The organism is Lacinutrix cladophorae (assembly GCF_053604645.1).
The window spans coordinates 184870-203288 of the sequence record NZ_JBSHNR010000086.1 but is presented as its reverse complement, the minus strand read 5'-3'; the positions used below and the strand labels follow the sequence as shown (position 1 = coordinate 203288).

The following is an 18419-nucleotide window of genomic DNA, read 5'->3' as shown; positions in this document are numbered from 1 at the left end:
TTTCTCTTTTTCATGCTCTTTTGTGTATCTGCTAATGCACAAAATGACAGTATTGCTAAAGCAAAGAAAGATTCTATTAAACATATTCAAAAATACGGACTTCGTATTGGAGGAGATTTAAGTAAACTAATAAGAACTGTCCTCGAAGACGACTATAAAGGTTTTGAGATTATGGCAGATTTTAGACTAACAAAACGTTTATATGTTGCTGGAGAATTAGGTACAGAAGAAAGAACTTTAGGTAACGACAATATTAACGCAACAGCTTCTGGTTCTTATTTTAAGGCTGGAGTAGATTACAACACATACACCAATTGGTTTGGTATGCATAATATGATTTATGGAGGTTTACGTGTTGGTGCAAGTACTTTTAGTCAAACTAGAAATAGCTACTCGGTATATTCTCAAGACCAATATTGGGATCCTGAAATTTCTAACGAATCCAAAAAATTTAGTGGACTTACAGCAATATGGGCAGAATTAATAATTGGTATTAAAGCAGAAATATTACCAAATTTATTTATCGGGCTTAATGCGCAATTAAAAAATATTTTTAGTCAAGACCAACCAGAGAACTTTGAAAATCTATATGTTCCAGGTTATAATAGAACTTATGATGGTAGTAGCTTTGGTGTTGGCTATGGCTATAATATTTCTTACCTTATTCCTTTATTTAAAAAAGGATAAACTAATGAACAAGGAAGATATTGTAAGCAATTTAGAAGAAAAACATACTACACTTTTAAATTGGTTGCAAAATCAAGAAGACGATAAATGGCAAAAAGGCCCAGAAGGAAAATGGACCTCTGGTCAACAAGCATTGCACTTGCTTCAAAGCATAAAGCCGCTAAATGATGCGTTAAGTATGCCAAAAATTTTATTAAAATTTAAATTTGGTAAAGCAAATAGAGACTTAAGAGATTATGATACAATTGTAAATCGGTATCATGAACGTTTAAAAAACGTAAAAGGAAGCACTTTTAAAGGATCGCAAAACATGAAAACCCCTACTTTAAGTGAAAAAGAATACATTCTTAACAGATTACAAGTAGAGAATAAAAAACTACAATACAAAACCTTAAAACGCTGGAACGATAAACAACTGGATAGCTATATTTTACCACATCCTTTAATGGGAAAAATGCCAGTAAGAGAAATTATTATGTGGACAGCATATCATATAGAACATCATACTAAAATACTTCAAGAAAAATATTAGCTATAAAACTGACAAATATCATAGTTAAACACTTTTTAAAGAAAGACCTTTAAGGTATAATACTTATATCATGAGATCTTTAATCGTTTTAAAATTTTTAAGCCTTTTTACAGTTATTCTTTTATTTGGTTGTGCTGTAACAGAAGACATTATCTCCGATTATGATGATAAAATAGATTTTAATTACTACGAAACATATGTTCTTTGTTTAGATGATTTTCAAGTTGACAATACCAAGTATACAAATTTAGATAATGCTTTTGTACGTCAATTAATAGGAAATGAATTAGATAATCAAATGGCTGCTTTGGGATACAAAACCAATGTATTTAAACCACAATTACAGGCTGGTTTTAAAATCTCAATTATTGAAAAAGAAAATATAGTGCGAAACTGTGAATTCGAAAGTGAATTCGACTATTGGAGAACTTGCACTATAAATACCGTAATTTATACGCAAGAAGCACTTATTATTTATGTTTCCGATATTGAAAAAAATCAAGTGATATGGCAAGCTTCCATTCCTTGTGAATTAAATAAATCTAAACATGCTTTAAAAAAGTACACAAAAGAATTAGTAGACCAATTGTTTTTAGAATATCCTGAAATTAGCAAATAAAAACATGAAAAGTTATACGCTGTAAAAAAGCTATTTGCAACGCAAAAATACTAGTTTTCCTTATTCATATATTTACCTTTCTTACTCCCAGCATACATTTCATATTTCACCAAACGCGCTTCCAGCTTTGCATTAAATACTTTTATTTTTCGTGAAGGACGTAAACCTACAAACTTTAGGGCCTCTAAGTTTGAAGTAACCAACCAAGCATCGGTTCCTGGATAGCCTTGCTTTAAGGTATCTCCTATTTTACTATAAAAATCTTCTACATCTAAATTATCTAAACGTTCACCGTAAGGAGGATTAAATACCATGTGTAATTTTTCCTCTCCTCCCTTTTGAGTTTTAAAAAAATCTTCATGTTTTATAGTGGCAAATTCATCTAAATGTGCATTTTTTAAATTCTCTTTTGCTTTGGTAACTGCACTTGGTGATTTATCAAAACCTAATAATCTATGATGAAAATCTCTAGTTTTACTTAATAAAGATGCTTCAATTTTTTCAAAAAGTTCTACATCCCAATCGTTCCAACGTTCAAAACCAAATTCTTTACGCATTAGGTTTGGCGGTATATTACAAGCAATCATTGCTGCTTCTACAAGCATAGTTCCAGAACCACACATTGGATCCATAAAATCGGTTTGTCCATCCCAACCAGAAAGCATAATTAAACCTGCAGCAAGAACTTCGTTAATTGGCGCAATATTAGTTGCTGTTTTATATCCACGTTTGTGTAACGATTCTCCAGAAGAATCTAAAGAAAGCGTACACATTTGTCTATCTATATGTACATTAATCTTTAAATCTGGAAAACGTAAATCTACATTTGGTCTTTCTCCGGTAGTATCTCTAAACTTATCTACAATAGCATCTTTTGTTTTAAGCGAAATATATTGTGAGTGTGTAAACTGCTTAGAATTTACCGTAGAGCTAATAGCTAAAGTTCCAGAAGATTTTAGATATTCACTCCAATCCATTTTATACACTTGCTTGTACAAATCCTCTTCGTTTACAATTCTAAAAGTCTTTATAGGTTTTAAAATTTTAATTGCAGTACGCAGTCCTAAATTCGCTTTGTACATAAAGCCTTTATCACCAACAAATGAAACACTTCGCACTCCTATTTTAACTTGTTGTGCACCAAGTTGTGTTAGCTCTTTTGCTAATAAATCTTCAAAGCCAAATAAAGTTTTGGCTAGCATTTTATAATTATTCTCCATGTATTACGACAAATAGATTGCAAAAATAGATTATTTTTGTGCTGATATATAACAATACATGATAAAAAGCGAAAAAGAATGGTTTGCTTCGTGGTTTGATTCGCCATTTTACCATATTCTTTACAAAGATAGAGATTATACCGAAGCCCAACAGTTTATGGATAATCTTACCAATTATTTAAATATTCCAGAAGGTGGAAGCATACTAGATCTTGCCTGCGGAAAAGGCAGACATTCCATATACTTAAACACTATAGGTTATACTATAACTGGAGTAGATTTGTCTGCTAATAGCATAGCACATGCAAAACAGTTTGAAAATGAGACCTTAAAATTTAAGGTGCACGATATGAGTAAGTCATATCCAGATCAATTTGATGCAGTTTTTAATTTGTTTACCAGTTTTGGTTATTTTGATAAAGAAGAAGACAACTTAAACACTATTAAAGCTATTAAAGCAGAATTAAACGAGTTTGGTTTTGGTGTAATCGATTTTATGAATAGTGAATATGTAATAGATAACCTAGTTGCTGAAGATGTTAAAACCGTTGAAGGGATAGCTTTTACTCAAAAACGAAGTGTTGTTGATGGTTATATTATTAAAGATATTTCTTTTACTGTAGATGGTAAAGATTATTCTTTTCAAGAACGTGTTAGAGGATTTACTTTAGCTGACTTTGAATCTCTATTTAATCAAGCAGGAGTTTATTTATTAGATGCTTTTGGCGATTATAAACTCAATCCCTTTCACGCCAAACAAAGTGAAAGATTAATCTTAATTTTTAAATAATTAGAAAATTGTTACTCTAAGCTTGTCTAAGAGTCATTAATTAAAATATTGCTTTAAATAGATGCAAAACATATTATTACCAATATTAAGTGTTCTTTTAGGTTATGCTTTTGTTTTAATTTTAAAACCATCGCGAAATAAAAACTTAAAACTATTACTCGCTTTTAGTGGAGCTTTCCTCCTATCTATTACTGTTTTCAACTTTTTACCTGAAGTATACCAACACACTAATAAACCAATAGGATTGTTTATTATGATTGGTATTTTACTTCAAATAATTTTAGAGTTTTTCTCTAAAGGTGCAGAACATGGTCACGTGCATTTAAATAAAAGCGCAACTGCTTTTCCCTGGCTATTATTTATAAGCTTAAGTATACATAGCGTTTTAGAAGGTATACCAATACACAACCACAATAGTTTACTGTTTGGTATTATTATACATAAATTACCAGTTGCTATTATTCTTGCATCCTTCTTTTTTGCATCCCAATTACCAAAAACAAAAATTGCCTTTTTCTTAATTTTATTTGCATTAATGACACCTTTTGGTGTTTTGCTTTCTGAAAATTTTAGCTTTATACAAGAATATTATTTTGAATTTTCAGCAATAGTAATTGGTATATTTTTACATATTTCGACAACTATTTTGTTTGAAAGTAATGAAGATCATAAATTTAATATCACTAAATTAATAACTATTGTTGCAGCTATTGCAATTGCTTATTTTGTGTAACCATATATGTTTAGCAAAGAAGAATCAAGACAGATAAAACAGTTATTTTGGACCAGCTTTGGAAAATCTTTTCCAAGAAAGTGGATTTTATATAACACCAAAATAAAAGGATTTAGCTTTAAGTTTCATTTTGATAACAAAAAAGCATTAGTCGCACTAGATCTTGAAGATGATTTAGAAAATCGAATAACCTATTGGGAAAAACTAGAATCCCTCCAAAATATTTTAGTTAACGAATACCTACCAGAAGCGATTTTTGAAGAAGAATACTTTTTAGAAAATGGAAAAGAAATTTCTCGTATCTATATTCCTTTAGGTAAAAAAGTATCTATACACAACAAAAATACATGGCAAGAAGTTATGGTATTTTTTAATGAAAACATGCATCAATTTGAAGCCTTTTTCAACGAATATCAAGATATTATAAAGGTTTAACTTGCCTTTAATAAAAGTTTCTACTAACTTCGTTAAACGACTGACAAGGAACTTATTATACTTAAAGATTATTCAATATGAAATTACGTCGTCTGGTTTATTCTAGCCAAGCTACAACTCCGTTTAGTAAACGTGATTTATTAAATTTGTTACACGATTCACGCGGTTATAATACTATAGATAACATTAGCGGAGTATTAATGCATAGCAAAGGATTCTTTATTCAAGTGATAGAAGGAGAACCAGAAATTATTGATGATCTTTTATTTAGAATACGAAAAGATTCTAGACATACCAAAATAAAAATAATTTATGATAATTTAGTAAACAATCGTCTTTTTAAAAACTGGGCTATGGGTTGTGCAGATTTTGATGATCCATCTTTAAGTATGTTGCCAGGAATTACAACAGAATTTTCTAATCCAAAAGTAATGGAAGACTTAATAAATAAACTACCAGAAACAGCAAATTTTTTAATAGAAAACCTTACCGAAGAACAAATACATGGATAATAAGTCTTTTATTATTTTGTGTTTATATAAAAAAACAACTATTCTTTTACTAATTTACTTAATTGGATTTTTGTATAGAAAGTATAGGCATATCAAAAAATGCATTACCCATGGATTTACCTACAAACAAACAATTGTTTATAAGGTGTTAGCTTAAGTAACTTTTTCATTAGTTATAAGTTAAATAAAATAGAATTTACTTAATATATTTACTCCTTTTTAACCCAATAAAAATCAACCTTGAAACTATTAACTAACTATATTATAATTATTTTTATTATTTTCTTCTGTACATCCACTTATGGTCAAAGTGATTTTGCTACAATAAATATTTATAGACCAAAGATGACTTATGGTTCTGGAGCTAGGCATCATATTATTATGAATGGCGAAAAAATTTGCTACCTAAAAAATGGAGGACATTTAGAATATAAGATTTTCAATTCAGACAGTATTACAATTGGTATTTATGCTTCTGCTATTGGCTCAAAAAGTAAAGTTCAAAAATATGATGTTTATTTAGAAAAGGGGAAAAGTTACTATTTTCAAACCATCCCTAAGTTTAGCAAGACTATAATGGAACAAATAGATTCGCCAATTTCAGATAAAAAATTAAATTATAGACATTTTAAAATGTATTCCGATTTTAAAGACAATTCGATTTTATTAAATACATCCAGTAATGAAAAATCTAGTGCAGACAAATTGAGAGAATTAAAACAATTACTAGATGATGGAATAATAACTTTAGATGATTTTGAAAAGAAAAAAGAGGAATTATTAAATAAATATTAGTGACTGTTTATAACCAAAAACATTCGCTACATACTATTAATACGCTACTCTAAACTTCCTTTTTAAAATTTTTAAAATCTATTCTTTATTTCGTTTCCTAAGCATAACTAGTTGCTCCTGAACAAAAGCTACATGTTGTTCTTTTACCTGTGTTTTTGTAAGTCCTTTTAGACCACCAACATAACCAGTAAAAATATGACTAATATTTAGAGGTGTAATACTTTTTTTATGAGTTGCACCATGACAAAGAAAACAATTTACAAGATTACTATCAATGGTAGTATGTATTCCTTTAGAAGTAAAACCTACTTGCACATAGGTTTCCATAGTTATATTATATGCAGCAACAGAACCTCTAGTAAAATCTCCTTTTTTTGAATTTTGAAGTGCAAATTTTTCAGATAACGAATCAATTAATTTAGCCTGTGCTTCTATACCTTTATAACCTTCGGTATTAATCCATAAAGAACCATTGTAAAAGTAATTATTCCAAATTCCAGATAGCTGGCTCTTTACACTAGTATTTATGTTTTGTATGTTATTAAAGTTTTCCGAACCATTCTGGCTAGTTTCCATATACGATTGCACATTTTTATTATCAATGCTTTTTATCTCAATTGGTGTTCCATATTTATACACCGAAAAGACATTCGTGTTTATACTATTTGGCGATGTAATGTTTTTTACGCTAGAGGTGTTACTTTTATCAAAAAGCGGATAATCTATTGTACTAGTAACTGGTGCATCTGTAGTAGCTGTAGCTTTACTCCAATCGTAATAAGGTGCAAGTGCATCATGTTCAAAAGTTGCCCAAACAAACTCTGGATGGTTTTCTACTACTCCAACAACATGCATTCCTAAAAGTGCTACTTTAGTAGGTATATCATTTATTAATGCATCGGTTACAAAATAAGAAGAAGCATCACTTAAAGCATTTACATCTACCCAAGAAGTTTTAAGCTCTAATGCACCAACAGGAAAAGCAACATTTTTCGCACTTAAAGGATCTGCTTTCACTTTCGGACCATATTCTATCATTGTACTATAACTAATATCATTCATATAAATCGCATAATATATAGTGCTTGATACTGGTTTTCCTGAAGTAAAAACTGGTGTTTTTAAAATATCTTGTTTATTACTTGCTTGCGACGTATCTGTTAATACAATCGTTTTATTTTTAGGATATTTTTCTCCTATAGATGAAACTTGGTGCAAACTATCTAAAAACATTGGTCTTTCATTATATTCATTAGTTAACCATAAAAATTTTTGCCAGGACCATTGATGAAAATTACAATTAGAAACCGTAACATTATTTGCAAATACACTAGTTTGTCCTTCATTTGGTGCTGGAGTTCTACGCGAACCATTTACCATAGTAAACCAACTAGGATCTGGTGAACAATTCGAGTTTTCAATATTTGAAATCTGTACATACTCAGACAAAGTATTATTATTTTTAACATCTTGCTTTACTTCTTTTTTACAAGCATACATAATGACTAAAGCAACAAAAATTAAAATGAATTTTAAAGATTTCATAATACAGGTTTTTAATAATTAGACTAGTTCGTTTAACAATATAAATATCTGATTTATAATTAAATACAAACAGCGTAAAAACACCTGAATATAAAAGAAGTTATAAATACTTGATAAAATATTTTAATTTTCAAAACATTAATCGTAATATTGCAATGAACAAATTAATACTAAAAAATGGGACTAGCGAAAACGGAAATATTTACAGATCAACAAAACGAAATTGCCCTATTTGCTAAAGTATTTGGGCATCCTGCTCGAGTTGCAATTTTACAGCATTTATTTAAGATTAACACTTGTGTTTGTGGCGATTTAGTTAACGAAATTGGTTTAGCACAACCAACCATTTCGCAACATTTAAAAGAACTTAAACTACTAGGATTAATAAAAGGAAATGTTGAAGGCACTAGCGTTTGCTATTGTATAGATAAAGAAAACTGGACAAAAATGAAAAATGTAATGCTTCTGTTTTTAGATCAGGATATTAATATTGCCAATTGCTGCTAAAAAAAATTTGAATTCATTAATCGTATAATCGCAATAAACAAATACAACTGTAAAACATTCATAACAAAGACCTGAAAATCAAGTAAAAAAATAAAATATGAAACTATCTGAAATTAAAAACATCTTAAAAGAATTAAAAACGATTGCTTTTCAATTACCAAATGGCGAGTTAGTACCTAATCACTTTCATGTAACTGAAGTTGGAAAAATAACTAAACACTTTATAGATTGTGGAGGAACTGTTAGAAAAGAAGAAGTAGTAAACTTTCAACTTTGGAATGCAAATGATTACGATCACAGATTACATCCTGAAAAATTGGTGCATATTATTTCTCTATCTGAAAAAACACTTGGAATCGAAGATTTAGAAATTGAAGTAGAATATCAAGCGGAAACCATTGGTAAATTCGGATTAGATTTTGATGGAAAAAACTTCTTATTAACAACAAAACAAACCGATTGCTTAGCAAAAGATAATTGCGGTATTCCTACAGAAAAACCAAAATTGCAATTTTCAGAAATACAAACAGGAAACACTTGCGAACCAGGAAGTGGTTGTTGTTAATTAATAAAATCAATCAAATACCAATAAAATGTCCATATTTAAATCTATTGAAAAATCTATTGCTTCGCTAGATGTAGAAAGCATAGATGCTACTCGAAAAGAAATACTACAACCATTAGTTACTTACCTTGAAGATAAAGTGAAAGCAAATCAAGAAATTCGGTTAAACTTTATTTGCACACACAACTCTAGAAGAAGTCATTTATCACAAGTTTGGGCGCAAACCATGGCAAACCATTTTAGTATTAGAAATGTATTTTGTTATTCTGGAGGAACCGAAGCTACTGCTCTATTTCCAATGGTTACTGAAACCTTAAAGAATGCCGGTTTTAAAATTCAAAAAATAGCAGAAGCAAGCAACCCAATATACAGTATTAAATATACAGATAATGCACATCCAATAATTGGTTTTTCCAAAAAGCTGGAAGCTGATTTTAATCCGAAATCCGAATTCGCAGCAATCATGACCTGCTCGCAGGCAGATGGAGGTTGTCCTTTTATAGCTGGAGCAGAAAAACGAATTCCAATTACTTTCGAAGACCCAAAAGCTTTCGATAATACACCACTACAAGCAGAAAAATATAAAGAAAGAAGCTTACAAATTGCTACCGAAATGTTTTACGTATTCTCACAAATTCAATCTTAAAATGGCAAATAAAAAACTAAGTTTTCTAGACAGAAATCTAACCTTATGGATTTTTGTAGCAATGGCTATTGGTGTTTCTATAGGCTATTTTTCACCAAGTTTTCCAGATTTTATTAATTCGCTAAGTAGTGGTACCACAAACATTCCAATTGCAATTGGTTTAATTTTAATGATGTACCCGCCTTTGGCAAAAGTAAATTATGCACTATTACCTAAAGTATTTAAAAATACCAAAATCCTTTCCATTTCCTTAATCCTAAATTGGATTATTGGTCCTGTTTTAATGTTTATTCTAGCCATTACTTTTTTAAGGGATTATCCTGAATATATGGTTGGACTTATTTTAATAGGTCTTGCAAGATGTATTGCTATGGTTTTAGTGTGGAACGACCTTGCCGAAGGCAGCAGCGAATATGGAGCAGGTTTAGTTGCCTTAAACAGTGTTTTCCAAGTGTTTGCCTATAGTTTTTATGCTTGGCTTTTTATTACTGTACTTCCTCCCTATTTTGGTTTTGAAGGTGCTATTGTAGATATTTCAATAACTACTATTGCAGAAAGTGTTGCCATTTATTTAGGAATTCCTTTTGCTTTAGGAATTTTAAGTCGTCTTATTCTTGTTCCTTTAAAAGGAGAACATTGGTATACAACCAAGTTTATTCCTACTATTTCACCAATTACTTTAATTGCTTTACTCTTTACTATTATTGTTATGTTCTCATTAAAAGGAGAACTTATTGTACAAATCCCAATGGATGTTATAATTATTGCCATACCACTACTCATTTACTTCACCTTAATGTTTATTATAGGCTTTTTCTTTACTAAAGCTACAGGAGCAACTTATGACAAAACAGCTTCGGTTGCATTTACAGCAGCAGGTAATAATTTTGAATTAGCTATAGCGGTTGCTATTGCTGTTTTTGGATTGAATTCCGGACAAGCATTTGCAGGTGTAATAGGCCCTTTGGTAGAAGTTCCTGCATTAATATTGTTAGTTAAAGTATCCTTTTGGTTACGAAAAAAATATTATGGCAAAGGAAGTATTTAAAAAGTTATAGATTTAAAAATTTCCTATTTTGAAAACCAGAATGTCACAAAAAAAGAAGTTAAAGAAGTTGCTAAACTATTTTTAACCTTTTAAGCATTGCAGTTATTGTTTAGTTGGTCTTCGTGCTAATTTAGACGAGCTATTTTAATACAGCTTCAACTAATAAAAATTAAAACCTCTTCTTTTTAATCTCTAAAGAAGAAGTTTTTAGGTATATAATAAACCAACACACAAAAAATTAAACTAAAACTCCAACATCTAAAAAGAAGTAGTACCTTTGCACTCGATTTAGAAAACAGCTTTATACATGAAACGCATCAACGAATACAAGAAATTATTTAACGTAGAAAAAGAAATGACTTTAAAAAGTTTAAAAACTACGTATAGAAGTTTAGTAAAAGAATGGCATCCAGATAAGTTTCAAGAAGGAGATGAAAAGGCTGTAGAAGCAGAAATCATGAGCCGTAAAGTTATTGATGGTTACCACTTTTTAGTAAGTATGGCACCAGAAACTATTGCTGCAAATAAAGAAGAATACACAACTACTATTTCTAGTCCAATAGTAGACTGGCAACATAAAGGATTGTTGTTAGAGGTTTCTTTTTTAGATGGTAACACCTATGAGTACTTTGGTGTAAACAAAGGTTTATATATTAAATTCTCACAAAGCGATAAGCAATCTCGTTTTGGAAAACGCAGTATTTTTAACTCATTTCCATACCGAAAAATTAAAAAGAAAGACGTTGTGGCTTAATACTACAAAGCGTTATTAAATAAAAACAAGGTCCCATTACAGACCTTGTTTTTTTATGCCTTCGTTGGACTAATAATAAATGGCAAAGAGGATTGTTTAATTAATTTAGACTAACTTCGTTTTGCAACTTATAAAAACCTAACGAATTCTATTTGAAGACAATTAAGAAAATACTATTTCCTCTAATATCTGTTTTTTTATGCTATCAAACAATTGCTATGCTAAAACTTCTAATAGCGACGCAACCTGATGATTATAGTCTTTTAGCGAATTTTATAATTGCCTTTTTAATTACTTTATTTGTTACAGGTATTTTTGCCTTTATTGGATTTGTATTCCCAACGCATCGCATTCTTCCTAACTGCTACTATCGACTTAAAAATGTAAAAGCGCTAACAACTATTAGTAATATTCTTGGTGTTAAATATTTTAAATACCTACTACTCATTGCTTTCTGGGGTACTAAAAAAAATAAAACAAAATACTTTAATGGGACTAAAAAAGGATTGACAAACTTTGTATATCAAACCAAGCAATCCGAATTTGGACATTTTGCCGCTTTGGTTATCCTCCTTATTTTATCTATAGGTTTATTACTACAAGGTTATTTACTTTTGGTAAGCATTATCACTATAATAAACATAATAGGAAACTTTTACCCAATTCTGCTACAACGCCTACACAGAATTAGAGTGGATAGAATAAGAAATTCATTTAAAACTCCCATATAATCAAAAGAATTACTAGCTCATATAGTAGATAAAAACTTACAGCTAATACAAACAAATGCGAAATACATTATTGCATTTCGCATTCATAAAAATTAAATGTACTGTGTTTAATTATGATTTAACATAATTATAATTTGCAACAGTATATTTATAGTCATAAGAGTAATGATCTGTGCTAACACATAAAACATCAACAAACCATTGGCTTGTTTCTGCAGAAGAGAACACATATTGAAAGCTTGTTACAGGCACTTCTAAAACTGGCATTACAGATATTAAACCTACAACTACACCAAAAGTATCTGTTACAGTATTCTTTTTTACTTGTGCTTGCACATCTCCCATTTGTGTTGTTAAATATTTAAGCATAGGTGCAACGTCACCTGTCAATCCTCCCAAAACTACTTGAAAAAATTCTTTAGTAATACCTACTGCAGTTCCAGAACCTTGATTTTCATGTTGCGCACTTGCGGTTAACCCCATTCCATCAATAGAATTCATTGCTTTTGTCATTGCTGGTTGATCTAAAAGATACAAACCATCTACTACAGCTTGACCACTAGTCGTTTTTACCGCATCTTTAATTTTTGTAGACATTTTAAGAGCTTCTTTAAAAGCGTCTGTTACCGCTTTTGTAGTACTAGGATCCCAATCATTATCTAAATAAGCGAATAAAAAATCTGATCCTGGAGCATGCATCCATGATCCTTTTTCTGTTACTAAAACATGATAAGTTAAATGTTTTACTGGTTTTGTTTGTGTTTCCATAATTTTTGATATTTAAAAAATTGATAATTGCGTTTTTAAAATCAAAAAAAAGATAGTAGCTACTCAATCTGAATATGTAGTTTTTGATTTCAATACAAATTTAAAAGGAAACAAAGGGAATAGTAAGAGTATAAATACGCGATTAAACAATCACGTATATTACTGAAAAACAGATAGATATACGCTAAATAATTAAAATTATATCACATAAAAATATACCATAAAGAAATGAAAAATAGCTCCCGCTAATACAAACAAGTGCCAGATAACATGATTGTATGGTATTTTATTTATAATATAAAAAATAATTCCTCCCGTATATGCTAATCCACCAGCAAAGAGTAGTGAAATTCCTGTACTACCAATAACTTCACTCAAATGACTAAAATCGAAAACTACTAACCACCCCATTGCTAAATATAGGATTACCGAAAAAGCTTCAAAACGTCCTGTAAAAAATATTTTTAAGATTACACCAAAAGCAGCAATACTCCAAACTGTATAAAACAAAGGCCATCCTAAACTATTTTGTAAAGATATTAATAGAATTGGCGTGTACGTTCCAGCGATTAAGATATAGATACTAATATGGTCTAAAACTCTAAAATAATGCTTCTTCTTTTCATCTAATACAAAATGATACAAAGTAGATGCTGCAAATAAAATAATAATAGAAATGCCATATACAATAACACTAAAAAGGCTCCAATCGCTTTTATGCGACTCTTTAATTATTAAGAGCACCAAGGCTGCAATACCAAATAAAACACCAAAACTATGTGTTATTGCATTTAGTTTTTCTTCAAAAGGAGTTTGAATACGCATTATGGTAGGTTTTTAGAAGATAACCATTTATTAGAAAGCGCATAAAAATCGAAAGATATCGCAGGTTTTTGTTTTTCTAAAATTCCGTTTTGAAAGTTTCTTTGTAATATATCTTCAATAAGATAGTCTTCTTTTTCATTTTCTGGATCAAATTCCCTTTTTAACGAAATATCAAATAAGTTTGCTGTACTATTAAACCAAAAAGCTCTCCAACCACTTCGTAATTCTTTTATTAAATCGAAAGCAGTACTACCTGTTTGTCTGTGTATTAGTTTTACGAGTATTTGTCCTTCGGTACGTGTTAACTTTTTTAACTCTTCAGAAAACTCTTCTTCAATATATTTCTGTACTCGTTTAGCATATTTTTTCTTTAAATTTTTTCTTTCAATGGCATCCATTCTTTCTTGCATGGTTTGTAAACGTTCTGCTGCAAGTTTAGCATAAGGATATACTTTTATGGTTTTTCGTCTTAAAATAAGATAACGTTTTCTATCTGCTCTACTATCAAATTTTAATTTATTTAATAACATGACTTCGTCTAAATCGATTGACGATGTTGCAATAGAATCTCCTTCAACAATAATATATTCATAATCTGTTGTATCCTTTGCTACTTCTTTAATTTGTGCAAAGAGAAACATTGGAAAAAGTATAAAAAGGGAACTAAAATATTTCATTTGTATTTCTGTGAAAACGGAATTATTTTGATTTTTAATACTAAATGCCAAAATCATTCCAAACCTAATAAGAAACTTTTTTTCTTAAAATTATAGCATATTAGATACGTACAAAATTAACTAATCTATTCTTTATAACAAACAGAGTAAAATTAATAATTTACACTTTGTAAACCCTTAAATTATTATTAATATTCTTAATTTAGACAAAAATTAATTCAAATGGCAAAAAAGAGCATACTTAACAAAAAGTCTATAGACTTTTTAGAAAAATATTTAAACAATGCAGCTCCTACTGGTTACGAATGGGAAGGACAAAAAATATGGATGGACTATTTAAAACCGTATGTAGATGATTTTATTACAGATACTTATGGTACTGCAGTTGGTGTTATTAACCCAAAAGCAAAATACAAAGTAGTTATTGAAGGACATGCAGACGAAATTTCATGGTATGTAAACTACATTAGTGATGATGGTTTAATTTATGTAATTAGAAACGGAGGAAGCGATCACCAAATAGCACCAAGTAAAATTGTAAACATTCATACCAAAAATGGAATTGTTAAAGGTGTGTTTGGCTGGCCAGCAATACATACTAGAAATAGAGCTAAAGAAGAAGCTCCGAAACCAACAAACATTTTTATAGATTGTGGTTGTACTACTAAAGAAGAAGTTGAAAAACTAGGGGTACATGTTGGTTGTGTTATTACATATCCTGATGAGTTTCATATACTAAACAAAGACAAATTTGTATGTCGTGCTTTAGATAATAGGATGGGCGGATTTATGATTGCTGAAGTTGCTCGTTTACTTAAAGAAAATAAAAAAACACTTCCTTTTGGTTTATACATAACCAATTCGGTACAAGAAGAAATTGGCTTACGTGGTGCCGAAATGATTACACAAACCATCAAACCTAACGTTGCGATTGTTACAGATGTTACGCATGACACAACGACGCCAATGATTGACAAAAAGAAAGAAGGTCATTTAGAACTTGGCAAAGGTCCTGTGGTTGCTTATGCGCCTGCTGTACAACAAAAACTAAGAGATTTAATTACAGAAACTGCCGAAGCTAACGAAATACCTTTTCAACGTTCTGCTTTATCAAGAGCTACCGGAACAGATACAGATGCTTTCGCGTATAGCAATGGTGGTGTTGCTTCTGCCCTAATCTCATTACCTTTACGTTACATGCATACCACAGTCGAAATGGTTCATAGAGACGATGTAGAAAATGTAATAAAAATGATTTATGAAACGCTTCTTAAAATTGAAGATGGAGAGACATTTTCATATTTTAAATAAAGTTTTAAGAATAATAAATACTAAATAAAAAAGTCTCTCTTTAAGAGGCTTTTTTTATTTAATATAAAAAATGAGTAATACTTTTAACAGCTTACTTAGTTGATTATATTACTTTTAATATATATTAACTAAAATTACATTATAATGTATACTTCTAAATATATTTTTGTTTTATTTATTATACTGATTTGTCTTTTCAATTGTAAAGATGATGAATACACAGAAAATAATACTTCCATTTCTTTAACTAGTAATGTTGAAATATTTAATAACGAGAAATTAGATAATAGTCTAACTCTTGCTATTCTAAAAGGTGAAAAATCGGCCTTTTTAGTAGACAAACAAGGCTACAAAAAATATGAATGGGAATTTGAAGACAATTTGGGTAATGATTTGGAAATTATGCCAAATGGTAAATTATTAGGTATTTTTAAAGATGAAAACGCACAAATTACTTTTGGCGGTTATGGTGGTAAATTAAAAATTATTAATCCCGATCATACTGTTGATTGGGAATATACTATAAGTTCACATGATTATATTTCGCATCACGACATAGAAATGCTACCAAATGGAAATGTCTTGTTTTTAGTATGGGAAAAAATTGAGGAAGAAATTGCAGAACAAAATGGAGCCATATCAAGTGGTAGTATCTATCCTGAAAAATTAATAGAAATCAACCCAAATACAAATCAAATTGTATGGGAATGGAGAAGCTGGGATCATATTATACAAGATAATGATAGCAATTTTCCAAACCATGGCGTTGTAAGCGAAAACCCGCAATTAATTAATATAAACTATAATGCTGCATCTAATGGAGATATTATGCATGCCAATGGAATAGACTATGATGAAAATAAGGATGTCATTTTTTTAAGTATCAATTTTTTTAATGAAATATGGGTCGTAGACCATAGTACTTCTACTTTAGAAGCTTCAACTAATTCTGGTGGAAATTATAATAAAGGCGGAGATTTAATTTATAGATTTGGTAACCCGCTAGCATATGATAATCTTCAAGGAGAAATACGTTTTGATAGAAACCATTTTCCAAATTTATTAGAGAATGGCGTACCTGGTGAAGGAAATTTATTAGTATATGTTAATGGAAAAAGCGAAAATAAATCTAAAATATACGAATTAGAACTACCTGAAACTTTTAATTTATTACCTAATACAGATAACGAACCTGTTGTTGCTTGGGAGTTTCAAGATGAAGCTTTATATGATGATAATATCTCTGGAGCTGTAAGACTTACAAATGGGAATACTTTAATTTGTGAAGGAGATTATGGAATCTGGGAGGTCACTCCAAATAAAGAGGTTGTATGGAAATATAATAATTTAGGAGGTGAACTTTGGAGATGCTATAATTATGATTTAAACGCTACAGAATTAAGCTATTATAATTTAATTGATTAATGAATGACCTACATTTATTAAAATCTGTCTTTTGTATGTAGTAAGATAAATCAAATACAACTCTATTTTTATCCTAATAAATCTAATGCATTATGAGATTTACTAAAATAGATTATCCTTAGTATTAATAAACACATTATTATGAGCTTAGCAAACCAAAAAAAGCATTTCGATATTCCTGAAAATATTACGTACCTAAATACTGCTTCACAAGCTCCTGCTTTTAAAGCAATCTATGAAGCTGGAATAGAAGGTTTAAAACAGAAGAGCAGACCGTATACTATTAAGGGATCCGATTATTTTGAACCGGTAGTAGAACTCAAAAAATTGTTTGCTGAATTAATAGATGTTTCCAATTATAATAGAATAGCTTGTATACCTTCTGCTTCCTATGGAATTGCAACGGTTACAAATAATATTGTTTTAAAGGAAGGGGATGAAATTTTAGTAATCGACGAACAGTTTCCTAGTAATTATTATTCATGGAAAAATTTAGCAGAAAAATATGATGCTACAATTAAAACAATTTCTAAAAAGGAAGGAGAACTTTGGAACACTAATATTCTAAATGCAATTACAAACAAAACAGCAGTTGTTGCCATGGGTCATATTCATTGGTCTAATGGAAGTCTCTTTGATTTAAAAGCTATCAGTTCAAAAACAAAACAACATAAAGCCTTATTCATTATAGATGGTAGCCAAACCATTGGTGCTTTACCTTTTTCGGTTAAAGAAATACAACCAGATGCACTAATTTGTGCAGGATACAAATGGTTATTTGGTCCTTATGGTTGTGCTTATGCATATTTTGGGGAACACTTTGATCATGGTAACCCAATTGAAGAAAACTGGAGTAATCGATTAGATAGTGAAAACTTTGCTGGGCTAACTAATTACCAAGAAGAATACAAACCCTTAGCGAATAGATATTCTGTTGGTGAAAGTGGAAACTTTATATATGTAAAAATGCAAATTGCTGCACTAAAACAAATTATAGCATGGACTCCTAATGCAATTCAAGAATATTGTAAAAATATTTCATCTGAAGCTGTAAAAGAATTAAGAAATCTAGGTTGTCAAATTGAAGAAGAATCCATTAGAACACATCACCTTTTCGGAATAAAATTACCAGAAAACATAAACATAGAAGCTTTAAAAGCAAGTTTAGCACAACAACAAATCTTTGTTTCGTTTAGAGGGAATTACATTCGTGTATCTTGCCATTTATTGAATACTACAGAAGATTTTTCTAGATTGGTACATTGTCTAACTTCCGTTTTAGCCAAATAATATT

Annotated in this window: 22 protein-coding genes; 17 read left to right on the top strand and 5 right to left on the bottom strand. The window is 29.9% G+C overall.

Features of this window, described 5'->3' with window-relative positions; genetic code table 11:
* Positions 1–12 precede the first annotated feature (12 nt).
* From ACVC3Y_RS04390 to ACVC3Y_RS04380, 3 genes are all read left to right on the top strand, one after another.
* Complete coding sequence (locus tag ACVC3Y_RS04390) at positions 13–687, top strand: DUF6048 family protein (protein ID WP_452226221.1); 675 nt, start codon at positions 13–15, stop codon at positions 685–687.
* Positions 688–691: 4 nt separating this feature from the next.
* Complete coding sequence (locus ACVC3Y_RS04385; protein WP_303424549.1) at positions 692–1219, top strand: DinB family protein; 528 nt, start codon at positions 692–694, stop codon at positions 1217–1219.
* Between the two features lie 70 nt (positions 1220–1289).
* Positions 1290–1838, top strand: coding sequence for a DUF4136 domain-containing protein (locus tag ACVC3Y_RS04380; protein WP_303424546.1), 549 nt, complete (start codon positions 1290–1292; stop codon positions 1836–1838).
* Between the two features lie 50 nt (positions 1839–1888).
* On the opposite strand, the gene ACVC3Y_RS04375 is transcribed toward ACVC3Y_RS04380, so the two are convergent.
* Positions 1889–3058, bottom strand: coding sequence for a THUMP domain-containing class I SAM-dependent RNA methyltransferase (locus tag ACVC3Y_RS04375; RefSeq protein WP_303424544.1), 1170 nt, complete (start codon positions 3056–3058; stop codon positions 1889–1891).
* A gap of 58 nt (positions 3059–3116) precedes the next feature.
* Here ACVC3Y_RS04375 and ACVC3Y_RS04370 point away from each other — a divergent pair, with 58 nt between their 5' ends.
* From ACVC3Y_RS04370 to ACVC3Y_RS04350, 5 genes are all read left to right on the top strand, one after another.
* Positions 3117–3848 (top strand): class I SAM-dependent DNA methyltransferase, encoded by a 732-nt coding sequence (locus tag ACVC3Y_RS04370; RefSeq protein ID WP_303424503.1) that lies wholly within the window; start codon positions 3117–3119, stop codon positions 3846–3848.
* 61 nt (positions 3849–3909) lie between these two features.
* Positions 3910–4581: a ZIP family metal transporter gene (locus tag ACVC3Y_RS04365; RefSeq protein ID WP_452226220.1), complete on the top strand. Its 672-nt coding sequence runs from the start codon at positions 3910–3912 to the stop codon at positions 4579–4581.
* Positions 4582–4587: 6 nt separating this feature from the next.
* A complete protein-coding gene (locus tag ACVC3Y_RS04360; protein ID WP_303424499.1) occupies positions 4588–5016 on the top strand; it encodes a DUF4268 domain-containing protein in 429 nt (142 codons plus the stop codon).
* Between the two features lie 77 nt (positions 5017–5093).
* Positions 5094–5528, top strand: coding sequence for a BLUF domain-containing protein (locus tag ACVC3Y_RS04355; RefSeq protein WP_452226219.1), 435 nt, complete (start codon positions 5094–5096; stop codon positions 5526–5528).
* 240 nt (positions 5529–5768) lie between these two features.
* Positions 5769–6323 carry an SHOCT domain-containing protein gene (locus ACVC3Y_RS04350; RefSeq protein WP_452226218.1) on the top strand — a complete coding sequence of 185 codons (555 nt, stop codon included), beginning with the start codon at positions 5769–5771 and terminating at the stop codon, positions 6321–6323.
* A 78-nt stretch (positions 6324–6401) separates the two neighbouring features.
* Here ACVC3Y_RS04350 and ACVC3Y_RS04345 read toward each other — a convergent pair whose 3' ends face one another.
* Positions 6402–7868: a hypothetical protein gene (locus ACVC3Y_RS04345; protein ID WP_303424492.1), complete on the bottom strand. Its 1467-nt coding sequence runs from the start codon at positions 7866–7868 to the stop codon at positions 6402–6404.
* A 177-nt stretch (positions 7869–8045) separates the two neighbouring features.
* Between ACVC3Y_RS04345 and ACVC3Y_RS04340 the strand changes: the two genes are divergently transcribed.
* The 6 genes from ACVC3Y_RS04340 to ACVC3Y_RS04315 all read left to right on the top strand — a co-directional run bounded on the left by ACVC3Y_RS04340 (position 8046) and on the right by ACVC3Y_RS04315 (position 12119).
* Positions 8046–8375 (top strand): ArsR/SmtB family transcription factor, encoded by a 330-nt coding sequence (locus ACVC3Y_RS04340; RefSeq protein ID WP_303424491.1) that lies wholly within the window; start codon positions 8046–8048, stop codon positions 8373–8375.
* A 97-nt stretch (positions 8376–8472) separates the two neighbouring features.
* The gene (locus ACVC3Y_RS04335; RefSeq protein WP_303424488.1) at positions 8473–8940 is read left to right on the top strand and encodes a DUF6428 family protein; all 468 of its coding nucleotides are present in this window, start codon (positions 8473–8475) and stop codon (positions 8938–8940) included.
* Positions 8941–8968: 28 nt separating this feature from the next.
* On the top strand, positions 8969–9586 hold the full coding sequence (locus ACVC3Y_RS04330; RefSeq protein WP_303424486.1) for an arsenate-mycothiol transferase ArsC: 618 nt from the start codon (positions 8969–8971) through the stop codon (positions 9584–9586).
* 1 nt (position 9587) lies between these two features.
* Positions 9588–10634, top strand: coding sequence for an ACR3 family arsenite efflux transporter (gene arsB / locus ACVC3Y_RS04325; RefSeq protein WP_303424483.1), 1047 nt, complete (start codon positions 9588–9590; stop codon positions 10632–10634).
* Positions 10635–10941: 307 nt separating this feature from the next.
* Positions 10942–11388, top strand: coding sequence for a KTSC domain-containing protein (locus ACVC3Y_RS04320; RefSeq protein WP_303424481.1), 447 nt, complete (start codon positions 10942–10944; stop codon positions 11386–11388).
* 218 nt (positions 11389–11606) lie between these two features.
* Positions 11607–12119: a glycosyl-4,4'-diaponeurosporenoate acyltransferase CrtO family protein gene (locus ACVC3Y_RS04315; RefSeq protein WP_452226217.1), complete on the top strand. Its 513-nt coding sequence runs from the start codon at positions 11607–11609 to the stop codon at positions 12117–12119.
* Between the two features lie 111 nt (positions 12120–12230).
* Here ACVC3Y_RS04315 and ACVC3Y_RS04310 read toward each other — a convergent pair whose 3' ends face one another.
* The 3 genes from ACVC3Y_RS04310 to ACVC3Y_RS04300 form a co-directional block, all read right to left on the bottom strand.
* Complete coding sequence (locus tag ACVC3Y_RS04310) at positions 12231–12887, bottom strand: hypothetical protein (protein WP_452226216.1); 657 nt, start codon at positions 12885–12887, stop codon at positions 12231–12233.
* 198 nt (positions 12888–13085) lie between these two features.
* Positions 13086–13712, bottom strand: coding sequence for a PAQR family membrane homeostasis protein TrhA (gene trhA, locus ACVC3Y_RS04305; RefSeq protein ID WP_452226215.1), 627 nt, complete (start codon positions 13710–13712; stop codon positions 13086–13088).
* Positions 13712–14389: a DUF4294 domain-containing protein gene (locus tag ACVC3Y_RS04300; protein WP_303424469.1), complete on the bottom strand. Its 678-nt coding sequence runs from the start codon at positions 14387–14389 to the stop codon at positions 13712–13714. Before ACVC3Y_RS04300 ends, trhA begins: the two co-directional genes overlap by 1 nt.
* A 222-nt stretch (positions 14390–14611) precedes the next feature.
* Between ACVC3Y_RS04300 and ACVC3Y_RS04295 the strand changes: the two genes are divergently transcribed.
* The 3 genes from ACVC3Y_RS04295 (at position 14612) to ACVC3Y_RS04285 (ending at position 18415) form a co-directional block, all read left to right on the top strand.
* Positions 14612–15700 (top strand): M42 family metallopeptidase, encoded by a 1089-nt coding sequence (locus tag ACVC3Y_RS04295; protein WP_303424468.1) that lies wholly within the window; start codon positions 14612–14614, stop codon positions 15698–15700.
* 144 nt (positions 15701–15844) lie between these two features.
* Positions 15845–17125, top strand: coding sequence for an aryl-sulfate sulfotransferase (locus tag ACVC3Y_RS04290; RefSeq protein ID WP_452226214.1), 1281 nt, complete (start codon positions 15845–15847; stop codon positions 17123–17125).
* 141 nt (positions 17126–17266) lie between these two features.
* On the top strand, positions 17267–18415 hold the full coding sequence (locus ACVC3Y_RS04285) for an aminotransferase class V-fold PLP-dependent enzyme (RefSeq protein ID WP_452226213.1): 1149 nt from the start codon (positions 17267–17269) through the stop codon (positions 18413–18415).
* Positions 18416–18419 lie beyond the last annotated feature (4 nt).